Below are 23,848 nucleotides of genomic sequence, written 5' to 3' on the forward strand. Positions count from 1 at the left end.
GATGTCCTGCGAGATGACAGGGCGAGCAACGCGGGCGGGACCAGACCGACGATGAAACCGACGTTGGGGATGAAATTCGTCACGAACGCGAGGATCGCCCACACGATCGGCGCCGGAACCTGCAGGGCCCAGAGCGCCAGACCATCGATGATCGCGACGACCGCGCCGAACGACGCATTGACCACGAAGTAGCGGCGCACTCCCCGGTTGAAAGCCTGGAATCGCGCGACGGTTGGTCGCACGGCGGCACCGAGAGAGCGCTCGGCGCGGGCATAGCGAGAACCATCGGCGGCCATGAAGACGACATACGCGAGGATGAAGAAGAAAGCGGTCAGGATGCCGAGAGCCGCACTGCCGAGCGAACCCGCCCACCCCAAGAGCGTCTCCGGATCAAGCACGGAGGTCGCGGCATCCGTCGTTTGCGACTCGATACCGAGCCCTTCCAACCACACTACGAGGCGCTCCGCGGCCGCGGTCAGCTCGTCCGCGGAGTCGCGCACGAGCCGGACGAACTGCGACCCGGCGTAGGTGAGGAGAAAAGCGAGCAGGGCAAGGATGAGATAGGCGACGACGATCACCGCGGTGGTCGCTGCCCAGGTGGGCCATCCGTGGCGCTCCAACGGATGCCGCACCGGGTGACAGATGATCACGATCACGGCGGCCAGCGCGAGAGGCCCCACCAGCTCGCGGGCGAGCGAGAGGCCGGCCAGAACGATCACCGCGGCGGCCAAGCCGATGAGAATCCGCAGCGTCGGTGACAGTGGCGACGGCGCGGGCATCGTCGCGACCGGCGCGGGTGCGGCTCTGTTGCGTCTCACCCGGCCAGGCTAGCGGCTGTGCCCGTGGGGTCTCGGCCGGGAGTGTCCGGTCGCCCCGATTCTCTGCAGCCGTCGGAGAGATCGCTCCGATGCCATGATGAGCGCATGACATCTGGGGCGGCACCGATCTCACCGCGCACGATCGCCGTGGGTCTCATGATGGGCGGGCTCGTCGTCCTCGGCGTGACGAGTGCGACCGTGATCTCGGCGCTCACCGACCAGATCCACCGCACCGCTCAGCGACAGGCGCGCGAGACCGACGCTGAACCCGCAGCGGACGCTCCCGTCCGCCCGGGAACCGGGGTGTCGTCGTGACCCGGGTCGGCGACGCGCACGAGCGCGGGCGCGCGGCACGGCGCATCGTTCCGCGACGGGCCTTGGCCCAGCTCGAGACCGACGGGCGTGATCCGCTCGGCATCCTCTCGGCGCAGAACGCCGGACGGGTCCCCGAGCTCGTGCCGCTGCGCGCGGAGCGGATGTCGGCAAGCCCCTTCGCCTTCTATCGCGGAACGGCGGCGCTCATGGCCGCAGACCTTGCGGCGGGCCCGAGTTCCGGCATCCTGGTCGCATCGTGCGGCGATGCGCACGTCGCCAACTTCGGCTTCTACGCGTCTCCGCAACGCTCGCTCGTCTTCGACCTCAACGACTTCGACGAGGCCGGCTGGGCACCCTGGGAATGGGACCTCAAGCGGCTCGTGACGAGCATCGTGATCGCGGGGCAGTCGTCGGCGCGCGCGGAGAGCGTGACCGATGCGGCTGCCCGCGGCGCCGTGCGCACGTACGCCCGGGCGATGTCGACGGCCGTGGCACGCAGCCCTCTGGACCGCTACTTCCAGCACTACGAGGTGACCGGCCGCAACAAGGCTCTCGACAAGCGCAGTCGCGACGTCGTGAAGTCCGCCGTGCGCGAGGCGCAGAGGCGCACCGGCGAGCGCGCCGTGCGCAAGCTCACCGAGCCGGGCCACGACGGTCGACTCCGCTTCGTCGAGACACCGCCGACGATGACCCACCTCGAACCCGACCTCGCCGGGCGCGTGCAGGCGGCGACCGACGCCTACCGTCTGACGACGAACGCCGATATCCGCCTGCTCCTGCAGCAGTTCACCCCGTCCGACACGGTGCGGCGCGTCGTGGGCGTGGGGAGCGTCGGTACCCGCTGCTACATCACCGTTCTGCAGGATGCCGGCGGCCATCCGCTGATTCTGCAGGTCAAGCAGGCCGGGCCGAGCGTCCTGGTGGAGCATGGCCGCCAGGAAGTGCCGCCCGGAGTCGCCGCCCTCATCGACGCGTCGGGTGAAGGCGCCCGGGTCGTTGCTCTGCAGCGCATTCTGCAGGGTGTCTCCGACCCCTTCCTCGGGCACTTCCGCGGGGATCAGGGCGACTACTACCTGCGCCAGTTCCGCGATATGAAGGTCGGGCTCGACATCGAGACGCTCCACGATGCCGCCTTCCACGACTACGCCCAGGCGTGCGCGGCAATTCTCGCCCGCGCGCACAGCCAGTCTCCGCACGCCACCGAAGTCGTCGGATACCTGGGCAGCGGCCGCGTCGCCGGCGACGCGCTGCTGGAGTGGGCACACGCCTACGCCGCACTCTCCCGCACCGACTTCGACGCGTTCGTCTCCTCCTCGGCCGCACGCAGATCAGAACGTGATCAGTTGGCGTAGCTCGCCGCCGGCGGCCAGGCGATCCATCGCGCCGGCGATGTCGTCGAGGTCGATGCGACTGGAGACCAGCTGCTCCAGCGGCAGCCGCCCGTCGCGCCAGAGCTCGATGTAGCGGGGGATGTCACGGGCCGGCACCGCGGATCCCAGATAGCTCCCGATGATCGTCCGCGCCTCGGCGGTCATCTGCAGTGGTGAGACTTGCGCCCGGGCATCCGGCGCCGGAAGACCCACCGTCACCGTCACGCCGCCGGGGGCGGTGAGAGCCACCGCCGTCTCGAACGCGCGCACGTTCCCCGCGGCCTCGATGACCGCGGGAGCGCGGATGCCGGCATCCACCGCATCCTGGGGCGAGAGCGCGCGGGCCGCGCCGAGTCGGCGCGCGACGTCGAGCTTGGTGTCGTTCGCATCGATGCCGATCACCTCGAGGTCGAGCGCGAGCGCCACCAGGAGCGCCGCCATCCCGACCCCGCCGAGTCCGACGATGACGATCGTGGAACCCGGCGCCGGATCGGCCCCGTTGATCACCGCACCGCCACCGGTGAGCACGGCGCACCCGAGGAGCGCCGCGATCTCGGCCGGCACATCGGCGGGCACCGGCACGACGGAGGTGCGACTGACGACGGCGTGCGACGCGAACCCGCTCACACCCAGGTGGTGATGCACGGGCGCCCCCGAGCGGTGCAGACGGATGCCTCCGCCGACGAGCGTTCCCGCCGTGTTGGCCGCCGTCCCGACCTCACACGGCAACCGTCCGTCGGTCGCGCACCCGGCGCAGGCTTCGCACCGGGGCAGAAAGGTCATGACGACCCGATCGCCGATCGAGACATCGTCGACGCCGCCGCCGATCTGCTCGACGATCCCAGCGGCCTCGTGCCCCAGGAGCATCGGCGTCGGCCGCAGGCGGTTGCCATCGACGACGCTGAGGTCGGAATGGCAGACGCCCGCGGCTTCGATCCGGACGAGGATCTCGCCGGACTCCGGCGGATCGAGCTCGAGCGGACCGATCGTGAACGGGCGATTCTCCGCGAACGGCGGCTCCGCGCCGCTGCGCTCGAGCACGGCTCCGATGATCTGCATGCGCGACCTCCTCGTCACCCCCGACGCTACCGGAGGTCTGCCGACGCGACCGGGCATCACCGGAGAAGAGTCCATCCGGTCATGTCAGCGAGTGGGAGATGCGGTCAGAACGCGTCGTCTGCCTCGGGCCGCCAGAGCACGACCTCGGTCGCACGACGCACGCGCGTTCCGTGGCGCACCGAGACGACCGAGCCGCTCGCGCCGGCAGCGAACACCCGCGAACGTTGCTCGAGCTCTTCCCGCACGCGCACCTCGAGTTGCGCGATCCGTCGCCGGAGCGCGCGATTCTCGTTCTCGAGTTCGAGCAGGCGCGAGATCGCCGGCAGGCTCATGCCTTCTGCCGACAATGCGGCGACTTCACGCAGCTGCTTCACGTGCCGCAACGAATATCGGCGCGATCCGCCCTGCGTGCGGCCGGGGACGACGAGGCCGAGGCGGTCGTACTGGCGGAGGGTCTGCGGATGCATCCCCGACAGTTCGGCCGCCGCCGCGATCGCGAAGATCGGCGTCTCCTCGTCCACTTCCTCGGCCATCACCGTTACTCCCGCGCTTTGGCCATCAGATCAGCGCGTGGGTTCTCGGACGGTTCCAGCTCGTGGAAGCGTTCGAGCGCCGCGCGTGCCGCGTCGTCCAGATGCGACGGAACGGCCACCTGAACCTCGGCGAGGAGGTCTCCGGTGCCCTTGGACGTCTCGACCCCGCGACCCTTGACCCGCAGAACACGGCCCGACGGGGTGCCGGGCGCGACGCGGAGCTTGACCGGGTTACCGCCGAGCGTGGGTACCTCGATCGTGGCGCCGAGAGCCGCTTCGGTGAAGGTCACCGGCACGGTCACCCGCAGGTTCAATCCGTCGCGAGTGAAGACCGGATGCGGGCGCACGGACACGCTGACGACGATGTCGCCCGATTCGCCGCCGTCCGGCGAGCGGCGACCGCGGCCGCGGAGCCGAATCTTCTGCCCGTCCGAGACTCCCGCGGGGATCTTGACTTTGAAGGGCTTACCGTCTTCGCCGGCGAGACTGATGGTCTCGCCGCGCACCGCGGTCTGGAAGTCGAGCGTCGTCCGCGCGGTCACGTCCGCGCCGCGATGCGGACCGCCGTTGCCACGGAATCCGCCGGTCGACTGGCCGAACCGTCCGGATCCGAAACCGCCGCCCTGCTGACCGAACATCGCGAACAGGTCATCGAAATCGGCGGACTGCTGACCCCCGGGTGCGCCGCGCCCCTGACCGAAGCGACTGAAGACGTCCTCGAACCCGCCACCCGCTCCGGACTGGAACCGCGCGTTACCCGCGCCCATCGCCCGGATCTGGTCGTACTCTTCGCGCTGTTCCTTGTCGGAGAGCACCGAGTACGCCTCGCTGATCTCCTTGAACTTCGCCTCTTTCGTGGCGTCACCCTGCGCCTGATCGGGGTGATACGTGCGCGCGAGCTTGCGGTAGGTCTTCTTCAGTTCCGCATCGGTGATGTCTTTGCTGACACCGAGGACTTTGTAGAAGTCCTTGTCGAACCAGTCTTGACTGGCCATGTGGTTCCTCCCGACTTACTCGACCGGAACGGCCACGACGACTTTCGCCGGACGCAGTTCGATCCCACCGAGTCGGTAGCCCACCTCGACGACCTCGAGGATCGTCGCGGTCTCGACACCGGGTGTCGGCGCCTGGAAGATCGCTTCGTGCTGCTGCGGATCGAACGCCTCACCCGCGAGCCCGTAGGTCTCCACACCCAGCTTCGCGGCGACAGAGCGGAGCTTTTCCGCCATGACGGCGAAGGGCGATCCTTCGGTCAGGTCGCCGTGCTTGTCGGCACGGTCGAGGTCATCGAGCACGGGAAGCAGGCTCTTCGCGACCGAGCCCTTGGCGCGCCCGATCTCGATCTCGCGCTGATCTTCCGTGCGCCGACGGTAGTTGGCGTACTCGGCCTGCAACCGCTTGAGGTCCAGCAGCAGATCGCGGTCCTCTTCGGACGCGTCGGCCACGGCCGCTTCATCCGTCTGCGTCGCGTCGAGGATGTCCTCGACGGTGAGTCCGTCATCGGTGTTCATGTCCCCCTGCGAGTCGGGGCCGGAAGCGTTCGCTTCCGACCCCTCGTCACCGGGGACTTCGTTCTCGAAGTCCTTCGTCATGATCCGATTCTCTTACTTCTTCTCGTCTTCGTCGTCGACGACCTCGGCGTCGATCACGTCTTCGTCAGACGGGGCGGCGCTGTCGGCGGGCTGCTCGGCACCGGCATCCGGAGCCTGCTCTGCCTGCGACGAGGCGTAGATCGCTTCGCCGAGCTTGCCCTGCGACTCGTTGAGCTTGTCGAACGCCGTCTTCACAGCGTCGTCGTCCTCGCCCGCGAGTGCCGTCTTGAGCGCGTCGACGTCGGCCTGGACCGACTCCTTGACGTCTGCCGGGAGCTTGTCGTCGTTGTCCTTGATCAACTTGTCGATCGAGTACGCGAGCGTCTCGGCCTGGTTGCGGACCTCGGCGGCTTCGCGACGCTTCTTGTCGTCGGCGGCGTGCTCCTCGGCCTCGCGCACCATGCGCTCGATGTCGTCCTTCGCCAGCGACGAGCCGCCGGTGATCGTCATCGACTGCTCCTTGCCGGTGCCCTTGTCCTTGGCCGACACGTGGACGATGCCGTTCGCGTCGATATCGAACGTGACCTCGACCTGCGGGACCCCGCGCGGCGCCGGCGCGATGCCGGTGAGCTCGAATGTGCCGAGCGGCTTGTTGTCGCGCGTGAAATCACGCTCGCCCTGGAACACCTGGATGGCGACCGACGGCTGGTTGTCGTCGGCGGTTGTGAAGGTCTCACTGCGCTTGGTCGGGATGGCGGTGTTGCGCTCGATGAGCTTGGTCATGATGCCACCCTTGGTCTCGATACCGAGGCTCAGGGGAGTGACGTCGATGAGCAGAACGTCCTTGCGCTCGCCCTTGAGGACGCCGGCCTGGAGGGCAGCGCCCACGGCGACGACCTCATCCGGGTTGACACCCTTGTTCGCGTCCTTGCCGGTCTCACTCTTGACGAGCTCGGCGACGGCCGGCATACGCGTCGATCCGCCGACGAGCACGATGTGGTCGATCTCGGACACCTTGATGCCGGCCTCACGGATGACGTCCTGGAACGGCTTCTTCGTGCGGTCGAGAAGGTCCTTCGTGAGGTCCTCGAACTTCGCACGGGTCAGCGTTTCGGAGAGCGACACGGGGCCCGAGTCGGTAAGCGACAGGTACGGCAGGTTGATGCTCGTGCTCGTCGAGGACGAGAGCTCCTTCTTCGCCTGCTCTGCGGCCTCCTTGAGGCGCTGCAGGGCGATCTTGTCGCTCGAGACATCGACACCTGTGGTGTCCTTGAACTGCTTGATCAGGTAGTCGACGACGCGCTGGTCCCAGTCGTCGCCACCGAGACGGTTGTCACCGGCGGTCGAACGCACCTGGATGGTCGAGAAGTCGTCGTCCTTGCCCACTTCGAGCAGCGAGACGTCGAAGGTTCCGCCACCGAGGTCGAAGACGAGGATGAGCTCATCTTCCTTGCCGCGGTCCAGTCCATAGGCGAGGGCTGCTGCGGTCGGCTCGTTGATGATGCGGAGGACATTGAGGCCGGCGATCTCGCCGGCTTCCTTCGTGGCCTGACGCTCGGCGTCGTTGAAGTACGCGGGAACGGTGATCACGGCATCCGTCACGGTGTCACCGAGGTACTCCTCGGCGTCACGCTTCAGCTTCTGAAGGATGCGGGCCGAGATCTCCTGCGGCGTGTAGGCCTTGCCGTCGATCGCCTGGGTCTTCCAGTCGGTGCCCATGTGACGCTTGACCGAGGTCAGCGTGCGGTCGACGTTGGTGACGGCCTGGCGCTTCGCGGTCTCACCGACGAGCACCTCGCCGTCCTTGGTGAACGCGACCACCGACGGGGTGGTGCGGAATCCTTCGGCGTTGGCGATGACCTTCGGCTCGCCGCCTTCGAGGACGGACACAACGGAGTTCGTCGTACCGAGGTCGATACCTACTGCACGTGCCATGTGTGTTTCTCCTTGTTCGTTGCTCGAGTGCCGCGGCGGAGCCGTGGTGTATCGAGATCCAGTAATCCTGCGGACATTGAGTCATAGCGGCTCAACTTCGTCCGAGTTCCAAGATACGCAGGTCGGGATGCCGTGTCAAATGAACTTGATATGACTCATATCAAGTTTTCAGGTGGCACGTCTTACTCGCTGTCGAGCTCCAGGCGGCCGCGCACGAACGGCAGCACCGGCGCGCGATAGACGAGCGCGCCGGTGTGTTCGGGGTGCAGCATGAACTCCGCCCGGCCGAAGTACCAGAGGCGGGTGTAGAGATACACACCGATGACGACCGATTCTCCGGCGGGAACCTGCCACGTGCCGGCACCCCACTGCACCGGTTGACCGCGCCCCTCGATCACGAGCGTCGGGCGCAGCCCGGCGTACACAGCGATCCGCGGTTTGTGCAGTCGCAGATCGATCCGGCGCGTCGCCCCGGTGGCGTCACCCATCGCTTCAGGCGCGGCGTCAGTCGCGGGGACGCTGGTTCGGCCGCTCGACGCGCTTCGCCGAGCGCTGGAACTTGTCCGGCTTCAGCTCGATCAGGCGGCCACTGATGCGCGTTCCCTCGAGGCGTCGCAGCGTGTCGTGCGAGATGTCGGCGGGCAGCTCGACGAGCGAGAAGTCCGGACGGATCTGGATCGCCCCGAAGTCTTCGCGGCGGAAGCCGCCTTCGTTCGCGAGTGCGCCGACGATCTGACGCGGCTCAACCTTGTGACGGCGGCCGACCTCGATGCGATACGTCGCGGTCGCTCCCCCGCCGCTCCGACGGTCGTCACGACGCGGGCGGTCATCGCGGTCGCCTCGGTCGGCGCGTTCGCGGTCGCGGGCGTCGCGGTCCTCGCGGGCCGCCGTCTTGAGGGCATCGGCATCCAACAGCAGGGGCGTCTCGCCCTGCGCGACGACGGCGAGCGCCGCTGCCACATCCCCCTCGGGAACGTCGTGGTGCTCGACGTAGTGGGCGATGATGTCGCGGAATCGGTTGACGCGCTCCGTATCAGCGAGCGCCGCCGTGATCGCGTCGTCGAAACGGGTGAGGCGGGTCGCGTTGACGTCGTCGACGCTCGGCAGCCGCATCTCGGTCAGGGGCTGGCGGGTCGCCTTCTCGATCGAGGTCAGCATCCGACGCTCGCGCGGGGTGACGAAGCTGATCGCGTCACCCGTGCGGCCGGCGCGGCCCGTGCGGCCGATGCGGTGGACGTACGACTCGGTGTCGATCGGCAGGTCGAAGTTGACGACGTGGCTGATGCGGTCGACATCCAGACCACGCGCGGCGACATCGGTGGCGACGAGGATGTCGAGCTTTCCGGACTTGAGCTGGTTGACCGTGCGCTCGCGCTTGTCCTGCGCGACGTCGCCGTTGATCGCCGCAGCCGTGTAGCCGCGCGCACGGAGCTTTTCGGCGAGCGTCTCGGTCTCGTTCTTGGTGCGGGTGAAGACGATCATGCCCTCGAAGTTCTCGACCTCGAGGATGCGGGTGAGCGCATCGACCTTCTGCGGGTAGGCGACCATGAGGTAGCGCTGCGTGATGTTCGTCGCGGTCGAGGTCTTCGACTTGACGTTGATCTCTTCCGGATCCTTCAGATACTGCGCCGAGATACGGCGGATCTGCGCGGGCATGGTCGCGGAGAAGAGGGCGACCTGCTTCTCGGCGGGGGTATCGGCGAGGATCGTCTCGACGTCCTCCGCGAAGCCCATCTTCAGCATTTCGTCGGCCTCGTCGAGGACCAGGTACTTCAGCTGCGTGAGGTCGAGCGTGCCCTTGGCGACGTGATCCATGATGCGGCCGGGGGTACCGACCACGATGTGCACGCCGCGACGGAGGGCCGACAGCTGCTGCCCGTAGGCCTGACCGCCGTAGACCGGAAGGACGTGCACACCGCGCAGGTGCGACGCGTAGCTCTCGAACGCCTCGCACACCTGGAGCGCGAGCTCGCGGGTGGGGGCGAGCACGAGCGCCTGCGGGGTCTTCTGCGCGAGGTCGAGTCGCGAGAGGATCGGCAACGCGAACGCGGCCGTCTTTCCGGTGCCGGTCTGAGCCGTGCCGAGCACGTCTTTGCCGGCGAGGAGGGGAGGGATCGTCGCGGCCTGGATGGCCGACGGGGTCTCGTACCCGACGTCCTTCAGAGCCTTCAGAACTGCGGCATCGAGGCCGAGGTCGGCGAAGCCGAGAGGGGTGTCCGCGCCGGCGGAGTCGGGAGTGCTGTCAGATGCCATAAGACCACGGTACTGGTACGGCCCCGTCAAAACCCCGAACGCGCGGGACAGCTCTATTCTGAGGACGCACCGCGACGACGCGGCGCGCGGCACCGACGCGCGTGCACCTGTCGTTCACCGAAGGGACCTAGCGTGACGAACATGTCGCTGCCCGACCAACCTGCTCCCGACGCTCTCGCCGCCACCGGCGGCCGCGCCACCGTCACCCGCAAGCCCCGCGTCCTCGCGTGGGCTCTGTGGGATTGGGGATCGGCCGCGTTCAACGCCGTCGTGACGACGTTCGTCTTCAGCACATATCTGTCGAGCAACTACTTCATCGATCCGGCGATCGTGGCCGCCGCCGGTGACGATGAGAAGAACCCGGCGCTCGTCGCCGCAAAGGCCGGGAACGCGTCCTTCATCGGGGTGGCGCTGATGATCGCCGGCATCCTGATCGCCGTTCTCGCACCCGTCCTCGGTCAGCGCTCGGACGGCTCGGGGCGACGCAAACTCTGGCTCGCGATCAACACGGGCGTCGTCGTGCTGTCGATGGCCGCGATGTTCTTCGTCGAAGGCTCCCCCGGCTACCTCGTGCTGGGTGCGACGCTGCTGGCGGTCGGCAACATCTTCTTCGAGTTCGCCGGAGTGAACTACAACGCGATGCTCGTGCAAGTCTCCACGCGCGAGAACATGGGCCGTGTCTCAGGCTTCGGCTGGGGCATGGGATACGTCGGCGGCATCGTCCTGCTCATCATCTTGCTCGTCGGCTTCATCGGGCTCGTCACCAGCCCCGGCCCGCTCGGGATCACGACCGAGGCTGGTTTACACATCCGTCTTGCGGTGCTCGCCTCGGCCATCTGGTTCGGCGTCTTCGCGATCCCCGTGCTTTTTCGGGTGCCCGAGATCCCTGCCCGCGCACGCACGGGTCGGGTCGGATTCTTCGCCTCCTACGGCGTCTTGTTCGGCACGCTGAAGAAGCTCTGGCACGGCAACCGTCAGGTGCTGATGTTCTTGCTCGCGAGCGCGGTGTTCCGCGACGGGCTGGCCGGGGTGTTCACCTTCGGCGCGATCATCGCGGCGCAGGTCTTCGGGTTCAGCTCTTCCCAGGTGCTCTACTTCGCCGTCGCCGCGAACGTCGTCGCCGGAATCTCGACCATCGTCGCCGGCCGACTCGACGATCGCTTCGGCGCGAAGAACGTGATCCTCTTCTCCCTGATCGGCCTGGTCATCGCCGGGACGGCGGTCCTGTTCATCGGCACGGCCCCGATCGGATTCTGGATCGTCGGCCTCATCCTCTGCATGTTCGTCGGCCCGATCCAGTCGGCATCCCGCTCATTCCTGGCTCGCATCACTCCGGCCGGTCGCGAGGGCGAGATCTTCGGCCTGTACGCCACGACCGGGCGCGCGGTGTCGTTCCTGGCACCCGGCCTGTTCGCCCTCTTCGTCGGCCTCTCCGGCGACACGCGTCTCGGCATCCTCGGGATCGTCCTGGTGCTGCTCGCAGGGCTGCTCCTCATGCTTCCGGTGAAGGCGAAGCAAGCACAGATCGAGTAGCGGGGGCAGTTGCGGCATTCGTCCCCCGAAATGACGGGCGCGTTTTGTCGCATCGAGGCGGCTGAGGCGACCGAATGCGCCCGTTATCGCGTCGCTCCCACGGGAAAGAGCAGCGCGTACCGTGGAGGGATGGATGCCTGCGCTGCCCTGGCCGACGTGGTGTCGCGGATTGCCCAGCGCGGGTATTCGAACGGGCGGTTCCTACGCGAGGTCGGCCGCATCGGCGGGGTGCGACGAGGTCCGCTCTGGCTGACGGATGCCGCCTCCGGCGGGAGAAACATGCTCCGCGGGCGCGGGTTTCGGCCGGTGCTGGATGACGCCACCGACGGCCAGGCACGTCACTTCGCCGGAACCGTGGCCGTCTCCGCACGCCTCGGCGGACGGCTCGCCCGCTGACTCACGACCGTCGTCCTGCGTGACCCTCCGCACACCGCCGATGGCCGGTTGAGTGACGAGGCGATCGCGTTCGTCCGCGCGATCCGCTCCGGCGAACTCGCGCAAGCCGACGCTGCGGAGTGGATCCGTCGCCGGCTCTGCGGCCTGTGAGCGTTCAGCGCTGGGGCCAGGCCTCGGCGAGCTTCGTCAGCAGGCGCACCAGATCGGCGCGCTCCTCCGGGCTGAAGTCCGCGAGTGCCTCGGAGAGGTGCTCACGGCGCTGACCGCGGAAGCCGCGCGCGAACCGCGCTCCCTCCTCGGTGAGCGCGACCCGCGTACGCCGAGCATCGTCCGGATCGGCCTCGCGCCGCACGAGCCCGAGTTCGACGGACTGCTGAATCAGGCGCGACGCGCGCGGCTGATCCACGCCGATCATCTCGCCGACTTCACCGACCGAGAGCGGGTGGGATGCCGTGGCCAGCGCGTCGAGCAGTCGCATCCGCGCCGGCCCGCCGAAGCGCGCACCCGCCGCCCACTCTGCACGCCCCCGCATTCCCGGCCCACCGTGCGCCCAGGGCCCCCGTTCGTGCGGCCCTCCGCGGTGACTGTGCGGGCCGTCCCCGCGGGGACCCTCGTGCTCGAACGGACCGCGACCACGGCCGCGGAGTCGAGACAAGGCCCGGGCAATCGCGTCGAGGTCGCTGGCGGCATCCGGTTCGGTCATACGACAAATTTACATGCGACTTGACATGTTTCGATAATGCATGTCATACTGCATATGTATGCCATCTGACATGCATCTGGCGGACATACCGGTCCGCCCCCTGATCACATCGAAAGGATGTCTCATGAACACCGAGAACATCACCACAGAACCCACTCCCCGCCCGCTCGGATACTGGCTGCGTGCCGTCGACAGACTGCTCGCCCGCGAGTTCGAGACCGCCTTCCACGCGGAGGGCATCAGCCGCCGCGACTGGCGCATCCTCACTCTGCTCGCCGGTGACGCCGTCGATCCCGAGCGCCTCGCGCGTCTCCAGCGCGGCGGCGGCAAGAAGCTGCGCCCGCTCCTCGAGCGCGGTTGGGTCATCGAGTCGGACGGCGTCTGGTCGCTCACCGACGAGGGCCGCGCCGCTCAGGCACGCCTCGCCGAGATCGTCACCGGCATCCGCGCGAAAGTCTCCGGCGCCGTGCCGGATGAGGACTTCGCCACCACGGTGGCGACTCTCGAGGCGATCGCCCGCGAACTCGGTTGGGACCCAGCCGAGCAGACGCCGCGGGGCTCCGGTCACCGGCGCGGCTTCGGCCACGGACGCCCCGGATTCGATCCCGGCCCTGCCGGCTTCGGCCCACGTCACGGCTTCGGTCCCCGCGGCGAGCGCTTCGGCTCCCTCGAAGATGTCTCCGTCGCCGGTGGCTTTCCGGGCGCTCACCCGCGTGGCGACCGCCCGTGCCACCCGCACGGCGAACCGGGCCGCCACGGACGCCACGGCGAGCGCGCGTACGAGCGCGGATTCGACGCCGGGTTCGCCCGCGGCGCGCAGAATCGCGCCGCCTGAACCCGCCACCTGAATAGCTCCTGCGCAGATCCCGCTCCGGCTCACCGCCGGGGCGGGATTTCGCGTGACCCGTCGCCACGAGCGCGATCACTGCAGGAGTTGTTCAGGTGCCCGCGCCGAGAGACACCGGCGCCGGCGATCAGCCTCCGAGCGATCCGGCCTGTGTGGCGCCGACGTCGGTGCGGTGGAAGTTCTGCGACGAACGGGATGCCGTGGGCCCCCGCTGGCCGTGATACCGGTTGAGATATGGGCCCGTGCCGTAAGGATTCTCAGCGGGCGACGACAAGCGGAAGAAGCACAGCTGCCCGATCTTCATACCGGGCCACAGCTTGATCGGCAGCGTCGCGACGTTGGAGAGCTCGAGCGTGACGTGACCGGAGAAGCCCGGGTCGATGAAGCCCGCCGTCGAGTGGGTGAGGAGCCCCAGCCGGCCGAGCGAGGACTTCCCTTCGAGGCGCGCAGCGATGTCGTCGGGGAGGGTGATCTGCTCGAACGTCGACCCCAGCACGAACTCCCCCGGGTGCAGGATGAACGGCTCGTCCGGCGCGACCTCGATGAGGTGCGTGAGATCGGGCTGGTCCTCGGCCGGGTCGATGAACGGATACTTGTGATTGTCGAAAAGCCGGAAGTAGCGATCGAGCCGCACATCCACGCTGGATGGCTGCACCATCTCGGGGTTCCAGGGGTCGAGGGCGACCCGTCCGGCGGAGATCTCGGTTCGGATATCGCGGTCGCTGAGCAGCACGCGGCCAGCCTACCCGGGGGCAGGCATCTCGCTCGCGATAGGTTGCGAGCATGAACCCCGACTATTCAGGAGCAGCCGCCGGATTCGGCATCGGCTTCTTCCTCATCGCCATCGTCATCTATCTCGCGATCCTCGCTCTCATGCTGTGGCTCGGATACCTCATCATGCGCACCGCGGTGAAGAACGGGGTGAAGCTCGCCATGCAGGAGACCGGGCAGCAGTTCGCGCCGCAGGGGTACCGCCCGCCGATGCCGCCGCAGTCGTACCCGGGCGCGCCGCCGCAGCGCTGACCGAACGAGAACGGCGGGTGGATCGAAGGATCCACCCGCCGTTCTCGTTTCTCAGGTCACCGCGCGACGGTCACCGTGATCGGCGCGCTGGTGGTCGCGCCGGCCGCGTTCGTGAACACGACCGTGTAGACGTGCTTGCCCACACTCGCGCCGGTGATTGCGGCCGTGGCGCGCTGGGCGGCCGGGGTGCCCGCCGTCAGGTCGCCCGATGCGATGGCCGTCGAGCCCTCATAGAAGACATACGACGTCGCGTTCGTCCCCCACCACAGGTCCGCGGTGAGCGTGAAGCCCCCGTCCCGGTCCCAGTTGTCGTGGCTGAGCGAGGGCTTGCCCGGGTTCGCGTCGCGAACCGTCACCGCGACCGGCTGAGTGACGGTCGTGCCCGACGAGTTCACGAGTTCGCCCGTGTAGACGTAGGTCCCGTTCGTCCGTCCGGCGATCGGCACCGAGACAGCTTGCGCCGCCGGAGTCGCCGCGGTCAGGCGCTTCGTCGCGATCAGCGTGCCGTTCTCGTAGAGCTTCAGCAGCGTGGCGTTCGTGCCCCACCACAGGTTCATGGTGATCGCGTAGTCGCCGTCCTGGAGCCCGGTGTCCCACCCGTTGTCGGACGACAGCACCCCACGACCGGGCGCGGCCTTCGAGCCGTCGCCCGGTTGCACCTCGACCGGTACGACGGGCTGCGACGTCGCCGACGCATCCGTGAATCCGGGGGCGGATGCCGTGGCCCGAACGGCAATGGCCTGTCCGATGTCGGCAGCACCGACTCGGAACGAGGCACCGGTGGCGCCCGCAATGTCGGCTCCGTCCCGCGTCCACTGGAACGCGATCGTCGCCGCGGCGGGGTCGGACGTACCTGCCCCGGCGGTCAGCGTCTCACCTAGGAGGGCGTCGCCGCTGATCGTCGGGTCGGCGAGCGCCACCGTGCGGCTCACCGTCACGGTGTAGGTGCGCACCGTGCCGTCGGGCGCGGTCACCCGCACCGATCCGGCGCCCCCGGCATCCGCCGGCTGGACGATGTCGACTCGCGCCGCGGAATCGACCGCGACGGCGCCAATCCGGGGCCACGCGCTACCGACCCGCTCGACGGAGTACGCCGTCGTGTCGGCCGAGAAACCCTCGAGCGGAGCCGTGTCCAGCGTCAGCCGAGCGAGATCTGTGACACCGGCCGGCGACGGGGCAATTGCCAGGATCCGTACTTCCGAGACGATCATGTGCGTCGCGGGGTGCGCATCCATCACGACGCGCACCTGATCGGCCTTCACCCCGCCGAGCGGCACCTCGACGATCGGCGCAGGGCCGGTCGCGGGAGCCGTGACGGGGATCGTCGCGGTCTGTGTCCACGCGCCCGATCCGAGCCGCGTCTCGACCCGCAGCTGGCGTGCCCAGCTGTTGGTACCGTCGCGGTAGAAGTGCACGGCGACCGACCCGAGCGATGCCGGCTCGCGCAAGGCATAGGTCAGGGTGTCCTGCGCGTTCTTCGTTCCCGACCGCCAGTTCGACCACCCCTTGTCGTCGAGGATGCCGTTCTTCGTCCGGTCGACGCTGTACGACGAGCTTTCGGTGAACGTCGCCGACGCGGTGGACGTCGGAGCGACGTTCGCGTGGGTCGGCGCGGTCACGATGACCGAGAGCGTCGCCTCGAGACTCGGGGCGTCGGGCTGGTTGGATGCCGCACTACCCGGCACGACGACCACACCCGGTGCGGCGAAATCGGCGTCGGAGAGCGCGCTCCAGTCCCACGTCACCGATGCGGGGAACCGGTTCTCGCTCGAACCGATCCGGCTGGGCACCGTGGCGGGGGCGGCGGCTTGCACCGCGGCGAGCGAGGCACCCGCATACGTCGTCAGCGACACCGGGTCGGTGCCGGCGAAGCCGCCGACCTCGACCGTCGCCGTGGCCTCGAAGGAAGAGCCGAAGAGGTCGGTGCCGGAGCCCGCCACCGTGACCGATCCCGGGCTGCTCCAATCAGCGCCGTCGGTGTTCCACACCACGGCCGCCGTACGCTCGACGCCGCCGCGATAGACGAGCGTCACCTGCGCCGGCAGCTGCGGCGGGGTGCCGACGATCGTGCTGGAGGTGACGGGGCGGACGCCCGTCACCTCGGTGTCGGCGAGGGTCCAGCGCTGGTTGGTGCCGTTGTTCGACGTCCAGGTTCCGACGGTCGTGCCGTCGGCGGTCCCCTGACCGTTGACGTCGAGCACACATTCGGCGGAGACGCTCACGAGGGAGAACGTGCGGCCATCGGTCGACGACGGAATCCATTGCAGTCGCGATTCGGCGGCCGCTTGCTCCCCCGACGCGGCGACGAGGGCCGTCGAGGTGCCGGATACCGCCAGATACTGGCCGTTGCCGTTGACGAGCGCGACGCGCTCACGGTTGGTGCCGTCGCCCGAGAGCGTCTGGACGGTCCAGGTCTGCGCTTTCGCAGCATCCGTCGTCGTCGCCGCCGAGCGGATCGTGACGTTCGCCTCTCCACTGAGGGCGCGGCCGCTCTGGACGCCGACGAGCTGGTAGCTGTGGCCGTCCTCGAACTGGGGGGCATCGACCGCGACGCCGCTGACACCGGAGATGACGAGCGTGGTCACGGACTGCGCCGGGACGGTGACGACCGCGCTCTGGGTGGCAGCATCCACCGACACCGGCTGACCGGCTACGAGGCCGTTCGCGGTGACGTCGCTCGCCGGCGACTCGGTCGTAACGATCGGCGTGACGGTGGCGCCGGGAGCGATCGTGCCGAACTTCGAGAGGTCGACGGTCAGCGCGCGCTCGCTCGTGCCCGAGTTGACGTGCACGATCGTGGCCGCGTCGCCCGTCGAGGACAGTGCGGCCGTGCTCTGCGTGTCGCTCGTCGGGATGAGACGGTCGCCCGGACGGATGTAGTGCGTGAAGTTGCGCACCGTGTTGTACTTCGCGTTCGTCAGGACCTGGCACGACGGGTCGGCGTCGCCATCCGCGAGCCGGCGCTCCGAGTTGCCCTCGGCGTTGCAATCGAAGTCGACGAAGATGCTGCCCCAGTTGAGGTTTTCGACCTTCTCCATGTTGTAGAGGTCCTCGACGGGCTGCCAGAACACCCAGGCGCTCGGCTCGAGCTCGCGCAGGTCGTCGACGATGCGGCCGGCCATGCCGAGGCCGTTCTCGATGTTCACCTGGTTGAAGCCGTCCGGATCCCAGTTGCCTTCGACCTCGCTCATCCACAGGGGCTTGTCGGATGCCTTCGCGATATCGCGCACGACGAGCCGGTCGCCGGTGCCATACGTGTGCACGTTGAGCTGGTCGACCTCGCTCTTCGCCGCGGCGGACCAGCCGTTCCAGTTGGTCGTGAAGATCGACGGGTTCGTCTCATCCATCGCCGAGATCGCGACGTCGGTCGTGGTGCCCTCGTCGGCGAGTTTTTCGGCGAGGACCTTGATCATGGCGTCCTGCCGCGACGGGCCGATGTGCGCGCCCTCCTGCCGGCTCGCCGACGTCGGCCAGCCGTTCGCGCCGAGCCGCGTCGACCAGTAGTTGGTGTTCGGCTCGTTGAACGGGTCGAGGGTTTTGAAGTCGATGTCGTGTTCGGCCTCGATGTACTCGACGACGGTCGTGAGGTACGTCGCGAAGTCTTCCATGTCGGCGACGGCGAGTTGCTCGGAGGTCGCGTTGTTGATGCCGCCCGAGACGAAGCCGCTCTCGGTGAGGAAGTAGGGCGGGGAGTTGCTGAACGCTTCCCAGGTCGTGATGCGATCGCGAAGAGCGTCGATCCACCAGCGCTGGGTCTCGTCGGCCGTGAAGTCATAGCTGGCCGGGTCATCGGCATCCCAGGCCGCCGCATACCGGTCGCGGTCGGCGTAGGTCGCCGTGATCTCACCCTGCGCGTCGGTGGCACCGAGATCGGGGTTCCACCATCCCTCGACGGCGCCACCGGGTCGGAGGTAGGACGGCACGTCGGTCGCATTGCCGCCACCGATGTTGTAGCGGGCGATGTTGAGCCGGAGGCCCTCGTCGCCGAAGACCTTGTCGAAGAGGTCCTGCCGGACATCCTCGGGGTAATTGCCCGTCGCGTTCGCGAACCAGACGAGGCTCGTCCCCCACCCTTCGAAGGGTTCGCCCGCGTACGCCGGGTTCGGCGTGATGGTGAGGGGTGTCGGCGCCGCGACGGCGGCGGGTGCCGCAATGGCGAGGCCTCCTGCGACGAGCGTTCCGATGGTCAGTGCCGCGAGTGCGCGCTGTGACTTCATTGTCATGGACCTTTTCTCGCCGCGACGAAGCGCGGCTGCGAGAGGGGGTGGAGGAAGCATGTTTACGTCAACATGCCCTTGTTGAGCGAGGTCAGCCGCACATCCGTCCGGTCTGCAAGGATTTACTCAGATCCGAGCGCGACACCTGTCGTGCGGCGACCGCGGGCAGACACGATAAGCTGGCGGGGCGCCTTCGGGCGTTTCGGGACTGTAGTTCAATGGCAGAACTTCTGCTTCCCAAGCAGATAGCGCGGGTTCGATTCCCGTCAGTCCCTCCACTTTTCCTCTTGTTTCCGCGACATCCGCGGTACAGCGCGCGACCGGTTCTCGGTCTTCCGCGAGGTGGGCGATGCGCACGGCGTCAGCCCTCAGCAGGCCGTGCTCGCGTGGGAACTGGCCCTCGACGCGCATGTCATCCCGATCCCGGGTGCGCGGCGTGCAGCATCCATCACCGACTCGGCGAACGCCGCCCACCTGGAACTCACCGCCGATGAAGTGACGCGGCTGTCAGAGTCGGTCGGACTCTTCGACTGACCCTCCACCCGATTACGCTTCGAATCGTCGCGCGGCTCCGGCGGGCGATGAATGCACGCGCGGCCGAGCGCCTTGCACTACCGGCATGCGCGCAATCGTCTACTCCCGGTCCGTCCAAGTCATGATCGAAGGCTAACCGTAGCGCCCCGCACGACCCCGCCTACCCGGCCGTGCGGCCGGGTTGCCTGTGGGCACGGCGGCCGCTCCATAGAGCGTGGCCGGCTGAGCCGACCCGCCGCGGCGGACGAGCGGCCTGCGGATGCGGGAGCGGCCGCGGGCTACCGGCATCCACCCTGGGCGATGGCGGAGACAAGCTGCTGCGCACGCTCCCAGTACCGTGCGTAGTGCTGCGGGTCGCGGTTGACCTGTGTGCGATGGGCCACCAGCGTCGGCTCGAGCGCCGACCGTTCCGGCTCGGGCACACGGGTGACCATCGCCCGATAGAAGAGGATCGCCGCGGTGTGCGGATCGAGGCGCTCCTCCCGCGTTCCCCAGCTGTCCTGCTGCTGGAAGAGCCCGATCGAGGTCGTGCGCGTGCCGTCTGGATTGGTCACCCCGCTCGTCTCCCAGTCGCCGTAGTCGATATTGCGCAGGCTCGACTCCCCCAGCGCCGTCATCACGCCGATCGTCTGGTCACGCTCGGAAGCGCCGAGAGCCCGCCCTGCCGCGACGATCGTCTCGGCGTGCACCCATTGCGCGTCGCTGTAGGACTCCACAGCCTGGCACGTCACTTCGGCCGCCGAGAGCGGGGCGAGAGGTTCGGCCGTCGCGTGAACGAGAGCCACTCCGCCGAGCGCCAGCGACGGCACGAGCACCCCCGCGACCGCGGCGGCAATCGTCCACCGGCGGCGGCGCACCTCCCGGGCCCGACGACGCGCGGCGAGCGCTCGCGCACTCGGACCTCGCGGCGCGGTGCGCCGAGCGCGGGATGCCGAAGAAGCCACCTGCGGATCATGTCACGCGATCCTGGCCGCTCGCCGACCGCGGTCTACTCTGCGGCCGCGCGAGCCCGCCGGGTGAGATGCCGCTGCCGCATCGCCAGGAACAACGGAAACGCGAACGCGAACGCCGTCACGCCCGACACGACCACGTACAGCCAGCCACGTTTCATGCCGATGCGACGCGCTTCGACGATGATCAAGATCGCGCCGGCAACCGCCACCACGAGGAGGTCGACCGTGATCGACGACACCGCCGGCCCGCTGTTCACGAGATCGCCGACGAAATCGACCATCTGCGTGATCGCGAGGATGTTGAACGTCCACGTCCAGATGAGACCGATGGCGGCGAGCGCCAGATAGACGAGAGCGAGCGGGGTCCAATCACGGGTCATAGCGCCAGGATGCCACGGCGCCGAGCGCGTCAGAGCGTCGCGGTATCGATCACGAAGCGGTAGCGGACGTCGGAGCGGAGCACCCGCTCGTACGCCTCGTTGATCTGGTCGGCGGAGATGAGCTCGATCTCCGGCGCAACGCCGTGCTCTGCGCAGAAGTCGAGCATCTCCTGCGTTTCGGCGATGCCGCCGATCGAGGATCCGGCGAAGGAACGACGGTTGTTGAACAGGGTGAACACCCGCACCGGGAGCGGCTCCGGGGGAGCCCCGACGTTCACCATCGTGCCGTCCAGGCGCAAGAGCTTCAGGTAGGCGTTGATATCGAGCTCGGCGCTCGAGACCGTGTTGATGATCAGATCGAACGTGCTCGCGAGCGTCCGGAACGTTTCGCTGTCGCTCGTCGCGTAATAGTGCTTCGCGCCGAAGGCCAGGCCATCCGCCTGCTTCGACAGCGACTGCGACAGCACGGTGACGTCCGCCCCCATCGCGACGGCGATCTTGACGGCCATGTGTCCGAGGCCGCCCATGCCGACGACCGCGACCTTCTTGCCGGGGCCCGCGTTCCAGTGCGCGAGCGGGGAGTACGTGGTGATGCCGGCGCAGAGCAGCGGCGCGACCGCCTCGTAGGGAATCGCCTCGGGGATGCGGAGGACGAAGTCCTTGTCGACGACGACGTGGGTCGAGTATCCGCCCTGCGTGATCGTCCCGTCGCGGTCTACCGACGCATAGGTGCCCGTGTTGCCCTTCGCGCAGTAGTTCTCCAAGCCCCCGCGGCAGTTCTCGCACTCGCGGCAGGAGTTCACCATGCATCCGACCCCGACGCGGTCACCGACGGCGAACGAGGTCACCCCGGCGCCGATCTCGACGACCTCGCCGGCGATCTCGTGCCCGACGACCTGCGGGTAGGCGATCTTGCCCCAGTCGCCCCGCACCGTGTGGATGTCGGAGTGGCAGATCCCGGCGTAGCGGATGGCGATCAGCACGTCGTTCTCGCCGACGTCCCGGCGCTCGATCGTCGTGGGGACGAGCGGCTCGGTGGCGGACGGCGCAGCGTAGGCGCGAACGGTCGTGGGCATGAGGGTGTCCTTTCGGGACGAATCGCGACGGCGACGAATCGCGACGGCGCTCAGGCGCGGCGCGTGAAGTCGTACTCCTGGAACTCCGCGACCTCGCTCCCCCAGCGCTCCTCGACGAAGGCGACGTGGGTCGGGTGCTCGTTGTAGGCGCGGTAGGCCGCGTCGTCGGCGAAGACCATCGAGAACTGGAACGTCAGGTCGCTCTTCGGGCTCACCTGGTCGCTGATGCGGAACTCCGTCACCCCGGGAATCGAGGTGAGCACGTCGCGCGCGGCGGCGAGGAAGGCCTGTTCGGCTTCCGATCCCGCGGGGTGCGCGAGCCGGAAGACGACGGTGTGCTGGATAGCGGCCATGCCTTAAAGCGCAGCCGCGAACGGGTCGAAGCCGGCGGGGAGCAGCGGCACCTCGGCCACGGTGCTGTCGATCTCGAGGTACTGCCCGGTGGATGCCGAGTCCTGCGCCGAGAGCAGGACATCGAGCACGTGGTAGCCGAGCTCGCCGGTCGCGACGTGCGGTCGGTCCTCGGCGATCGCACGGGCCATGTCGAGCACGCCGAGGCCTCGGCCGGTGACGGTGCCCTGCTGCTCGATCTCGATCCATTCCTGGTCGACGCTCATGCCGTCGCGGATCACGCCGAGCGGCTTGACGAACGCGATCCGTCCCTCGAATCGGTTCGGGTCGGGCAGAACGAGCGAGCCCTCCGTGCCGTGGATCTCGATGATCCCGTGACGTTCGAGGGCGGAGTCGAAGCTCAGCAGATGCGTGCCGGACTGTCCGCCGGCGAACGTCGAGAGCACCTGCACGGTCGACGGAACCTCCACGGGGAAGGTCTCGCCCGCGCGCGGCCCCGCGTGGATCTGGCGCTCCGTGCGGAAGCGCGAACCGTGCGCCGCGACCCCCGCGATCGGGCCCAGCAGGCTGACGAGCGCGGAGAAGTAGTACGGACCCATGTCGAGGAGCGGGCCCGCGCCTTCGGCGAACAGGAACGCCGGCTCGGGATGCCAGAGATCGGGGCCCTGGGTCTGGAACGCCGTCTGCACGAACAGCGGAGTGCCGATCACACCGTCCTGGATTGCGCGCTTGGCGGTCTGGAATCCGGGGCCGAGGATCGTGTCGGGCGCGGCGCCGAAGCGCACACCGGCGGCGTCCGCAGCATCCAGCAAGGCACGCGTGCTCTCACGATCGAGACCCGTGGGCTTCTCGGTCCACACGTGCTTGCCGGCGGCGATCGCCTGCCGCGAGACTTCGACGTGCGCCTGCGGGATCGTGAGGTTGACCACGAGGTCGACGCTCGGGTTCGCGAGGACATCCTCGGGGGTCCCCCAGGAGGCGACGCCGTGCTCGTCGGCCTTCGCCTGCGCCCGCTCGGGCAGGAGATCGCCGATCGCGACGACGTCCACGTCGGGGAAGGAGGTCAGGTTCTCGAGGTAGGTCTGGCTGATGACGCCGGCACCGATGATGCCGACTCCGAGGCGGCCGCTCATGCGACGAACCCGCCGTTCTTCAGGAAAGCCAGGCTCGCAGCGATGTCCTCGAAGACGTCTCCGGGTGCGCTGTCGTACTCGACGATCGCGTAGCGGATGCCGGTGCCCGCCCGCAGCGCCTCGGCGAGCGGGACGTCGGCGGTGCCGGCGTGACGCTGATCGAGGCTCGCGGACCCGAACTCGCCGGCGCCGGGCGCCCACGGGTTCGTTGTCGGCACGACGCCGTCCTTCACGTGCACGGCGGTGAGGCGGTCACCGAGCTGGGCCACGAGCGCGGGGACGTCCTGTCCGCCGGTCAGTGCCCAGAAGAGGTCGAGCTCGAGCTCGACGCGCGCGTCGGTGAGTTCGACGAAGCGCGCGTACGCGGTCTGGCCGTCGAAGGAGGCCACGAACTCCTGCGCGTGGTTGTGATAGCCGACCGTCAGACCGAAAGTCGCGGCCTGCTCGGCGGCCCGGTTGAGGCGCTCGGCGATGTCGGCGACGCCGTCTGCCGTGAGCCAACGCTCCGGGTCGACGAACGGATCGATCACGGTCGTCATGCCGATCTCGGCTGCCGCGGCGAAGACGACCTCGGGCTCCGGGGTCGGGATGGCGCCGTCCGGCGTCCACAGCTGGTCGGACAGGAGCGGCGCGTGTCCGGTCGGCGAGGCGAGACCACTCGCATCGAGGGCGGCGCGGATCTCGGCCGGGCGGCGGACGAAGTCGAAGGCCTCGACGTTACTGAAGCCGATCTCGGCGAGGCGGTCGAGCGATCCCTGCGGATCGGCGCTGAACTCGTTCGCCAGCGTGTAGAGCTGGACGGATGCCGCGGGGAGGGCCATGGTGAATCCTTCGTACGTCGTTGTTCGGAAGCGCCGCGAACGGCTTCCGTCGAAGATAACACAAAA

The 23,848-nt window shown here is 68.4% G+C and carries 23 protein-coding genes, 1 tRNA gene and 1 pseudogene; 8 read left to right on the top strand and 17 right to left on the bottom strand.

Annotated features, from left to right (window positions below):
- The coding region (locus N4R40_RS11425) for an AI-2E family transporter (RefSeq protein WP_261607513.1) at positions 1 to 818 on the bottom strand (818 nt) is incomplete at its 3' end.
- Positions 819 to 923: 105 nt separating this feature from the next.
- Between N4R40_RS11425 and N4R40_RS11430 the strand changes: the two genes are divergently transcribed.
- Both N4R40_RS11430 and N4R40_RS11435 read left to right on the top strand, forming a co-directional pair.
- The gene (locus N4R40_RS11430; RefSeq protein ID WP_261607514.1) at positions 924 to 1,133 is read left to right on the top strand and encodes a hypothetical protein; all 210 of its coding nucleotides are present in this window, start codon (positions 924 to 926) and stop codon (positions 1,131 to 1,133) included.
- Complete coding sequence (locus N4R40_RS11435) at positions 1,130 to 2,485, top strand: DUF2252 domain-containing protein (RefSeq protein ID WP_261607515.1); 1,356 nt, start codon at positions 1,130 to 1,132, stop codon at positions 2,483 to 2,485. The genes N4R40_RS11430 and N4R40_RS11435 overlap by 4 nt, the downstream gene beginning before the upstream one ends.
- On the opposite strand, the gene N4R40_RS11440 is transcribed toward N4R40_RS11435, so the two are convergent.
- The 7 genes from N4R40_RS11440 to N4R40_RS11470 form a co-directional block, all read right to left on the bottom strand.
- Positions 2,462 to 3,562, bottom strand: a complete 1,101-nt coding sequence (locus N4R40_RS11440) for an alcohol dehydrogenase catalytic domain-containing protein (protein WP_261607516.1) — start codon at positions 3,560 to 3,562, stop codon at positions 2,462 to 2,464. The genes N4R40_RS11435 and N4R40_RS11440 overlap by 24 nt on opposite strands.
- 104 nt (positions 3,563 to 3,666) lie before the next feature.
- A complete protein-coding gene (locus N4R40_RS11445) occupies positions 3,667 to 4,095 on the bottom strand; it encodes a heat shock protein transcriptional repressor HspR (RefSeq protein WP_261607517.1) in 429 nt (142 codons plus the stop codon).
- Positions 4,096 to 4,100: 5 nt separating this feature from the next.
- Complete coding sequence (locus N4R40_RS11450) at positions 4,101 to 5,090, bottom strand: DnaJ C-terminal domain-containing protein (RefSeq protein ID WP_261607518.1); 990 nt, start codon at positions 5,088 to 5,090, stop codon at positions 4,101 to 4,103.
- Positions 5,091 to 5,105: 15 nt separating this feature from the next.
- Positions 5,106 to 5,690, bottom strand: a complete 585-nt coding sequence (locus N4R40_RS11455; RefSeq protein ID WP_261607670.1) for a nucleotide exchange factor GrpE — start codon at positions 5,688 to 5,690, stop codon at positions 5,106 to 5,108.
- A 9-nt stretch (positions 5,691 to 5,699) separates the two neighbouring features.
- Complete coding sequence (gene dnaK / locus N4R40_RS11460; protein WP_261607519.1) at positions 5,700 to 7,562, bottom strand: molecular chaperone DnaK; 1,863 nt, start codon at positions 7,560 to 7,562, stop codon at positions 5,700 to 5,702.
- Between the two features lie 182 nt (positions 7,563 to 7,744).
- Complete coding sequence (locus N4R40_RS11465) at positions 7,745 to 8,050, bottom strand: hypothetical protein (RefSeq protein ID WP_261607520.1); 306 nt, start codon at positions 8,048 to 8,050, stop codon at positions 7,745 to 7,747.
- A 16-nt stretch (positions 8,051 to 8,066) separates the two neighbouring features.
- The gene (locus tag N4R40_RS11470; protein WP_261607521.1) at positions 8,067 to 9,815 is read right to left on the bottom strand and encodes a DEAD/DEAH box helicase; all 1,749 of its coding nucleotides are present in this window, start codon (positions 9,813 to 9,815) and stop codon (positions 8,067 to 8,069) included.
- A gap of 141 nt (positions 9,816 to 9,956) precedes the next feature.
- On the opposite strand from N4R40_RS11470, the gene N4R40_RS11475 reads away from it, so the two are divergent.
- Complete coding sequence (locus tag N4R40_RS11475; RefSeq protein WP_261607522.1) at positions 9,957 to 11,348, top strand: MFS transporter; 1,392 nt, start codon at positions 9,957 to 9,959, stop codon at positions 11,346 to 11,348.
- Between the two features lie 129 nt (positions 11,349 to 11,477).
- Entirely contained in the window at positions 11,478 to 11,744 is a 267-nt protein-coding gene (locus N4R40_RS11480; protein ID WP_261607523.1) for a hypothetical protein, read from the top strand.
- 154 nt (positions 11,745 to 11,898) lie between these two features.
- On the opposite strand, the gene N4R40_RS11485 is transcribed toward N4R40_RS11480, so the two are convergent.
- A complete protein-coding gene (locus N4R40_RS11485) occupies positions 11,899 to 12,447 on the bottom strand; it encodes a MarR family winged helix-turn-helix transcriptional regulator (RefSeq protein WP_261607524.1) in 549 nt (182 codons plus the stop codon).
- A 124-nt stretch (positions 12,448 to 12,571) separates the two neighbouring features.
- Here N4R40_RS11485 and N4R40_RS11490 point away from each other — a divergent pair, with 124 nt between their 5' ends.
- The gene (locus N4R40_RS11490) at positions 12,572 to 13,282 is read left to right on the top strand and encodes a MarR family winged helix-turn-helix transcriptional regulator (RefSeq protein ID WP_261607525.1); all 711 of its coding nucleotides are present in this window, start codon (positions 12,572 to 12,574) and stop codon (positions 13,280 to 13,282) included.
- A gap of 139 nt (positions 13,283 to 13,421) precedes the next feature.
- Here the strand turns inward: N4R40_RS11490 and dcd are convergent, their stop codons facing one another.
- On the bottom strand, positions 13,422 to 14,027 hold the full coding sequence (dcd, locus tag N4R40_RS11495) for a dCTP deaminase (RefSeq protein WP_261607526.1): 606 nt from the start codon (positions 14,025 to 14,027) through the stop codon (positions 13,422 to 13,424).
- 50 nt (positions 14,028 to 14,077) lie between these two features.
- Between dcd and N4R40_RS11500 the strand changes: the two genes are divergently transcribed.
- A complete protein-coding gene (locus N4R40_RS11500) occupies positions 14,078 to 14,317 on the top strand; it encodes a hypothetical protein (RefSeq protein ID WP_261607527.1) in 240 nt (79 codons plus the stop codon).
- Positions 14,318 to 14,373: 56 nt separating this feature from the next.
- On the opposite strand, the gene N4R40_RS11505 is transcribed toward N4R40_RS11500, so the two are convergent.
- The gene (locus N4R40_RS11505; protein ID WP_261607528.1) at positions 14,374 to 18,540 is read right to left on the bottom strand and encodes an RICIN domain-containing protein; all 4,167 of its coding nucleotides are present in this window, start codon (positions 18,538 to 18,540) and stop codon (positions 14,374 to 14,376) included.
- Positions 18,541 to 18,738: 198 nt separating this feature from the next.
- On the opposite strand from N4R40_RS11505, the gene N4R40_RS11510 reads away from it, so the two are divergent.
- Together N4R40_RS11510 and N4R40_RS11515 are read left to right on the top strand one after the other, a co-directional pair.
- Positions 18,739 to 18,812 (top strand) — tRNA-Gly (locus tag N4R40_RS11510).
- Positions 18,813 to 18,852: 40 nt separating this feature from the next.
- A pseudogene (locus tag N4R40_RS11515) lies at positions 18,853 to 19,068 on the top strand (aldo/keto reductase); the annotation flags it as partial.
- 278 nt (positions 19,069 to 19,346) lie between these two features.
- On the opposite strand, the gene N4R40_RS11520 reads toward N4R40_RS11515, so the two are convergent.
- The 6 genes from N4R40_RS11520 to N4R40_RS11545 are packed head-to-tail and all read right to left on the bottom strand — an operon-like array spanning position 19,347 to position 23,782.
- Entirely contained in the window at positions 19,347 to 20,012 is a 666-nt protein-coding gene (locus N4R40_RS11520; protein ID WP_261607529.1) for a peptidase M23, read from the bottom strand.
- A gap of 44 nt (positions 20,013 to 20,056) precedes the next feature.
- A complete protein-coding gene (locus N4R40_RS11525) occupies positions 20,057 to 20,401 on the bottom strand; it encodes a DUF2834 domain-containing protein (RefSeq protein ID WP_261607530.1) in 345 nt (114 codons plus the stop codon).
- A 29-nt stretch (positions 20,402 to 20,430) separates the two neighbouring features.
- A complete protein-coding gene (locus N4R40_RS11530; protein WP_261607531.1) occupies positions 20,431 to 21,477 on the bottom strand; it encodes an NAD(P)-dependent alcohol dehydrogenase in 1,047 nt (348 codons plus the stop codon).
- A 50-nt stretch (positions 21,478 to 21,527) separates the two neighbouring features.
- Positions 21,528 to 21,830, bottom strand: a complete 303-nt coding sequence (locus N4R40_RS11535) for a Dabb family protein (RefSeq protein ID WP_261607532.1) — start codon at positions 21,828 to 21,830, stop codon at positions 21,528 to 21,530.
- Between the two features lie 3 nt (positions 21,831 to 21,833).
- Positions 21,834 to 22,961: a Gfo/Idh/MocA family protein gene (locus N4R40_RS11540; RefSeq protein ID WP_261607533.1), complete on the bottom strand. Its 1,128-nt coding sequence runs from the start codon at positions 22,959 to 22,961 to the stop codon at positions 21,834 to 21,836.
- The gene (locus tag N4R40_RS11545) at positions 22,958 to 23,782 is read right to left on the bottom strand and encodes a sugar phosphate isomerase/epimerase family protein (protein ID WP_261607534.1); all 825 of its coding nucleotides are present in this window, start codon (positions 23,780 to 23,782) and stop codon (positions 22,958 to 22,960) included. Before N4R40_RS11545 ends, N4R40_RS11540 begins: the two co-directional genes overlap by 4 nt.
- Between the last annotated feature and the right edge of the window lie 66 nt (positions 23,783 to 23,848).

The organism is Microbacterium memoriense, assembly GCF_025398275.1.
Taxonomy (GTDB): domain Bacteria; phylum Actinomycetota; class Actinomycetes; order Actinomycetales; family Microbacteriaceae; genus Microbacterium; species Microbacterium memoriense.

What these genes read in the sequence shown, in the direction of transcription:
- N4R40_RS11430 (WP_261607514.1), top strand. Translation starts at nt 924, where the DNA reads ATGACATCTGGGGCGGCACCGATCTCACCGCGCACGATCGCCGTGGGT.
- N4R40_RS11440 (WP_261607516.1), bottom strand. Translation starts at nt 3,562, where the DNA reads ATGCAGATCATCGGAGCCGTGCTCGAGCGCAGCGGCGCGGAGCCGCCG.
- N4R40_RS11445 (WP_261607517.1), bottom strand. Translation starts at nt 4,095, where the DNA reads ATGGCCGAGGAAGTGGACGAGGAGACGCCGATCTTCGCGATCGCGGCG.
- N4R40_RS11450 (WP_261607518.1), bottom strand. Translation starts at nt 5,090, where the DNA reads ATGGCCAGTCAAGACTGGTTCGACAAGGACTTCTACAAAGTCCTCGGT.
- dnaK (WP_261607519.1), bottom strand. Translation starts at nt 7,562, where the DNA reads ATGGCACGTGCAGTAGGTATCGACCTCGGTACGACGAACTCCGTTGTG.
- N4R40_RS11465 (WP_261607520.1), bottom strand. Translation starts at nt 8,050, where the DNA reads ATGGGTGACGCCACCGGGGCGACGCGCCGGATCGATCTGCGACTGCAC.
- N4R40_RS11470 (WP_261607521.1), bottom strand. Translation starts at nt 9,815, where the DNA reads ATGGCATCTGACAGCACTCCCGACTCCGCCGGCGCGGACACCCCTCTC.
- N4R40_RS11475 (WP_261607522.1), top strand. Translation starts at nt 9,957, where the DNA reads ATGTCGCTGCCCGACCAACCTGCTCCCGACGCTCTCGCCGCCACCGGC.
- N4R40_RS11480 (WP_261607523.1), top strand. Translation starts at nt 11,478, where the DNA reads ATGGATGCCTGCGCTGCCCTGGCCGACGTGGTGTCGCGGATTGCCCAG.
- N4R40_RS11485 (WP_261607524.1), bottom strand. Translation starts at nt 12,447, where the DNA reads ATGACCGAACCGGATGCCGCCAGCGACCTCGACGCGATTGCCCGGGCC.
- N4R40_RS11490 (WP_261607525.1), top strand. Translation starts at nt 12,572, where the DNA reads ATGAACACCGAGAACATCACCACAGAACCCACTCCCCGCCCGCTCGGA.
- N4R40_RS11500 (WP_261607527.1), top strand. Translation starts at nt 14,078, where the DNA reads ATGAACCCCGACTATTCAGGAGCAGCCGCCGGATTCGGCATCGGCTTC.
- N4R40_RS11505 (WP_261607528.1), bottom strand. Translation starts at nt 18,540, where the DNA reads ATGACAATGAAGTCACAGCGCGCACTCGCGGCACTGACCATCGGAACG.
- N4R40_RS11525 (WP_261607530.1), bottom strand. Translation starts at nt 20,401, where the DNA reads ATGACCCGTGATTGGACCCCGCTCGCTCTCGTCTATCTGGCGCTCGCC.
- N4R40_RS11530 (WP_261607531.1), bottom strand. Translation starts at nt 21,477, where the DNA reads ATGCCCACGACCGTTCGCGCCTACGCTGCGCCGTCCGCCACCGAGCCG.
- N4R40_RS11535 (WP_261607532.1), bottom strand. Translation starts at nt 21,830, where the DNA reads ATGGCCGCTATCCAGCACACCGTCGTCTTCCGGCTCGCGCACCCCGCG.
- N4R40_RS11540 (WP_261607533.1), bottom strand. Translation starts at nt 22,961, where the DNA reads ATGAGCGGCCGCCTCGGAGTCGGCATCATCGGTGCCGGCGTCATCAGC.
- N4R40_RS11545 (WP_261607534.1), bottom strand. Translation starts at nt 23,782, where the DNA reads ATGGCCCTCCCCGCGGCATCCGTCCAGCTCTACACGCTGGCGAACGAG.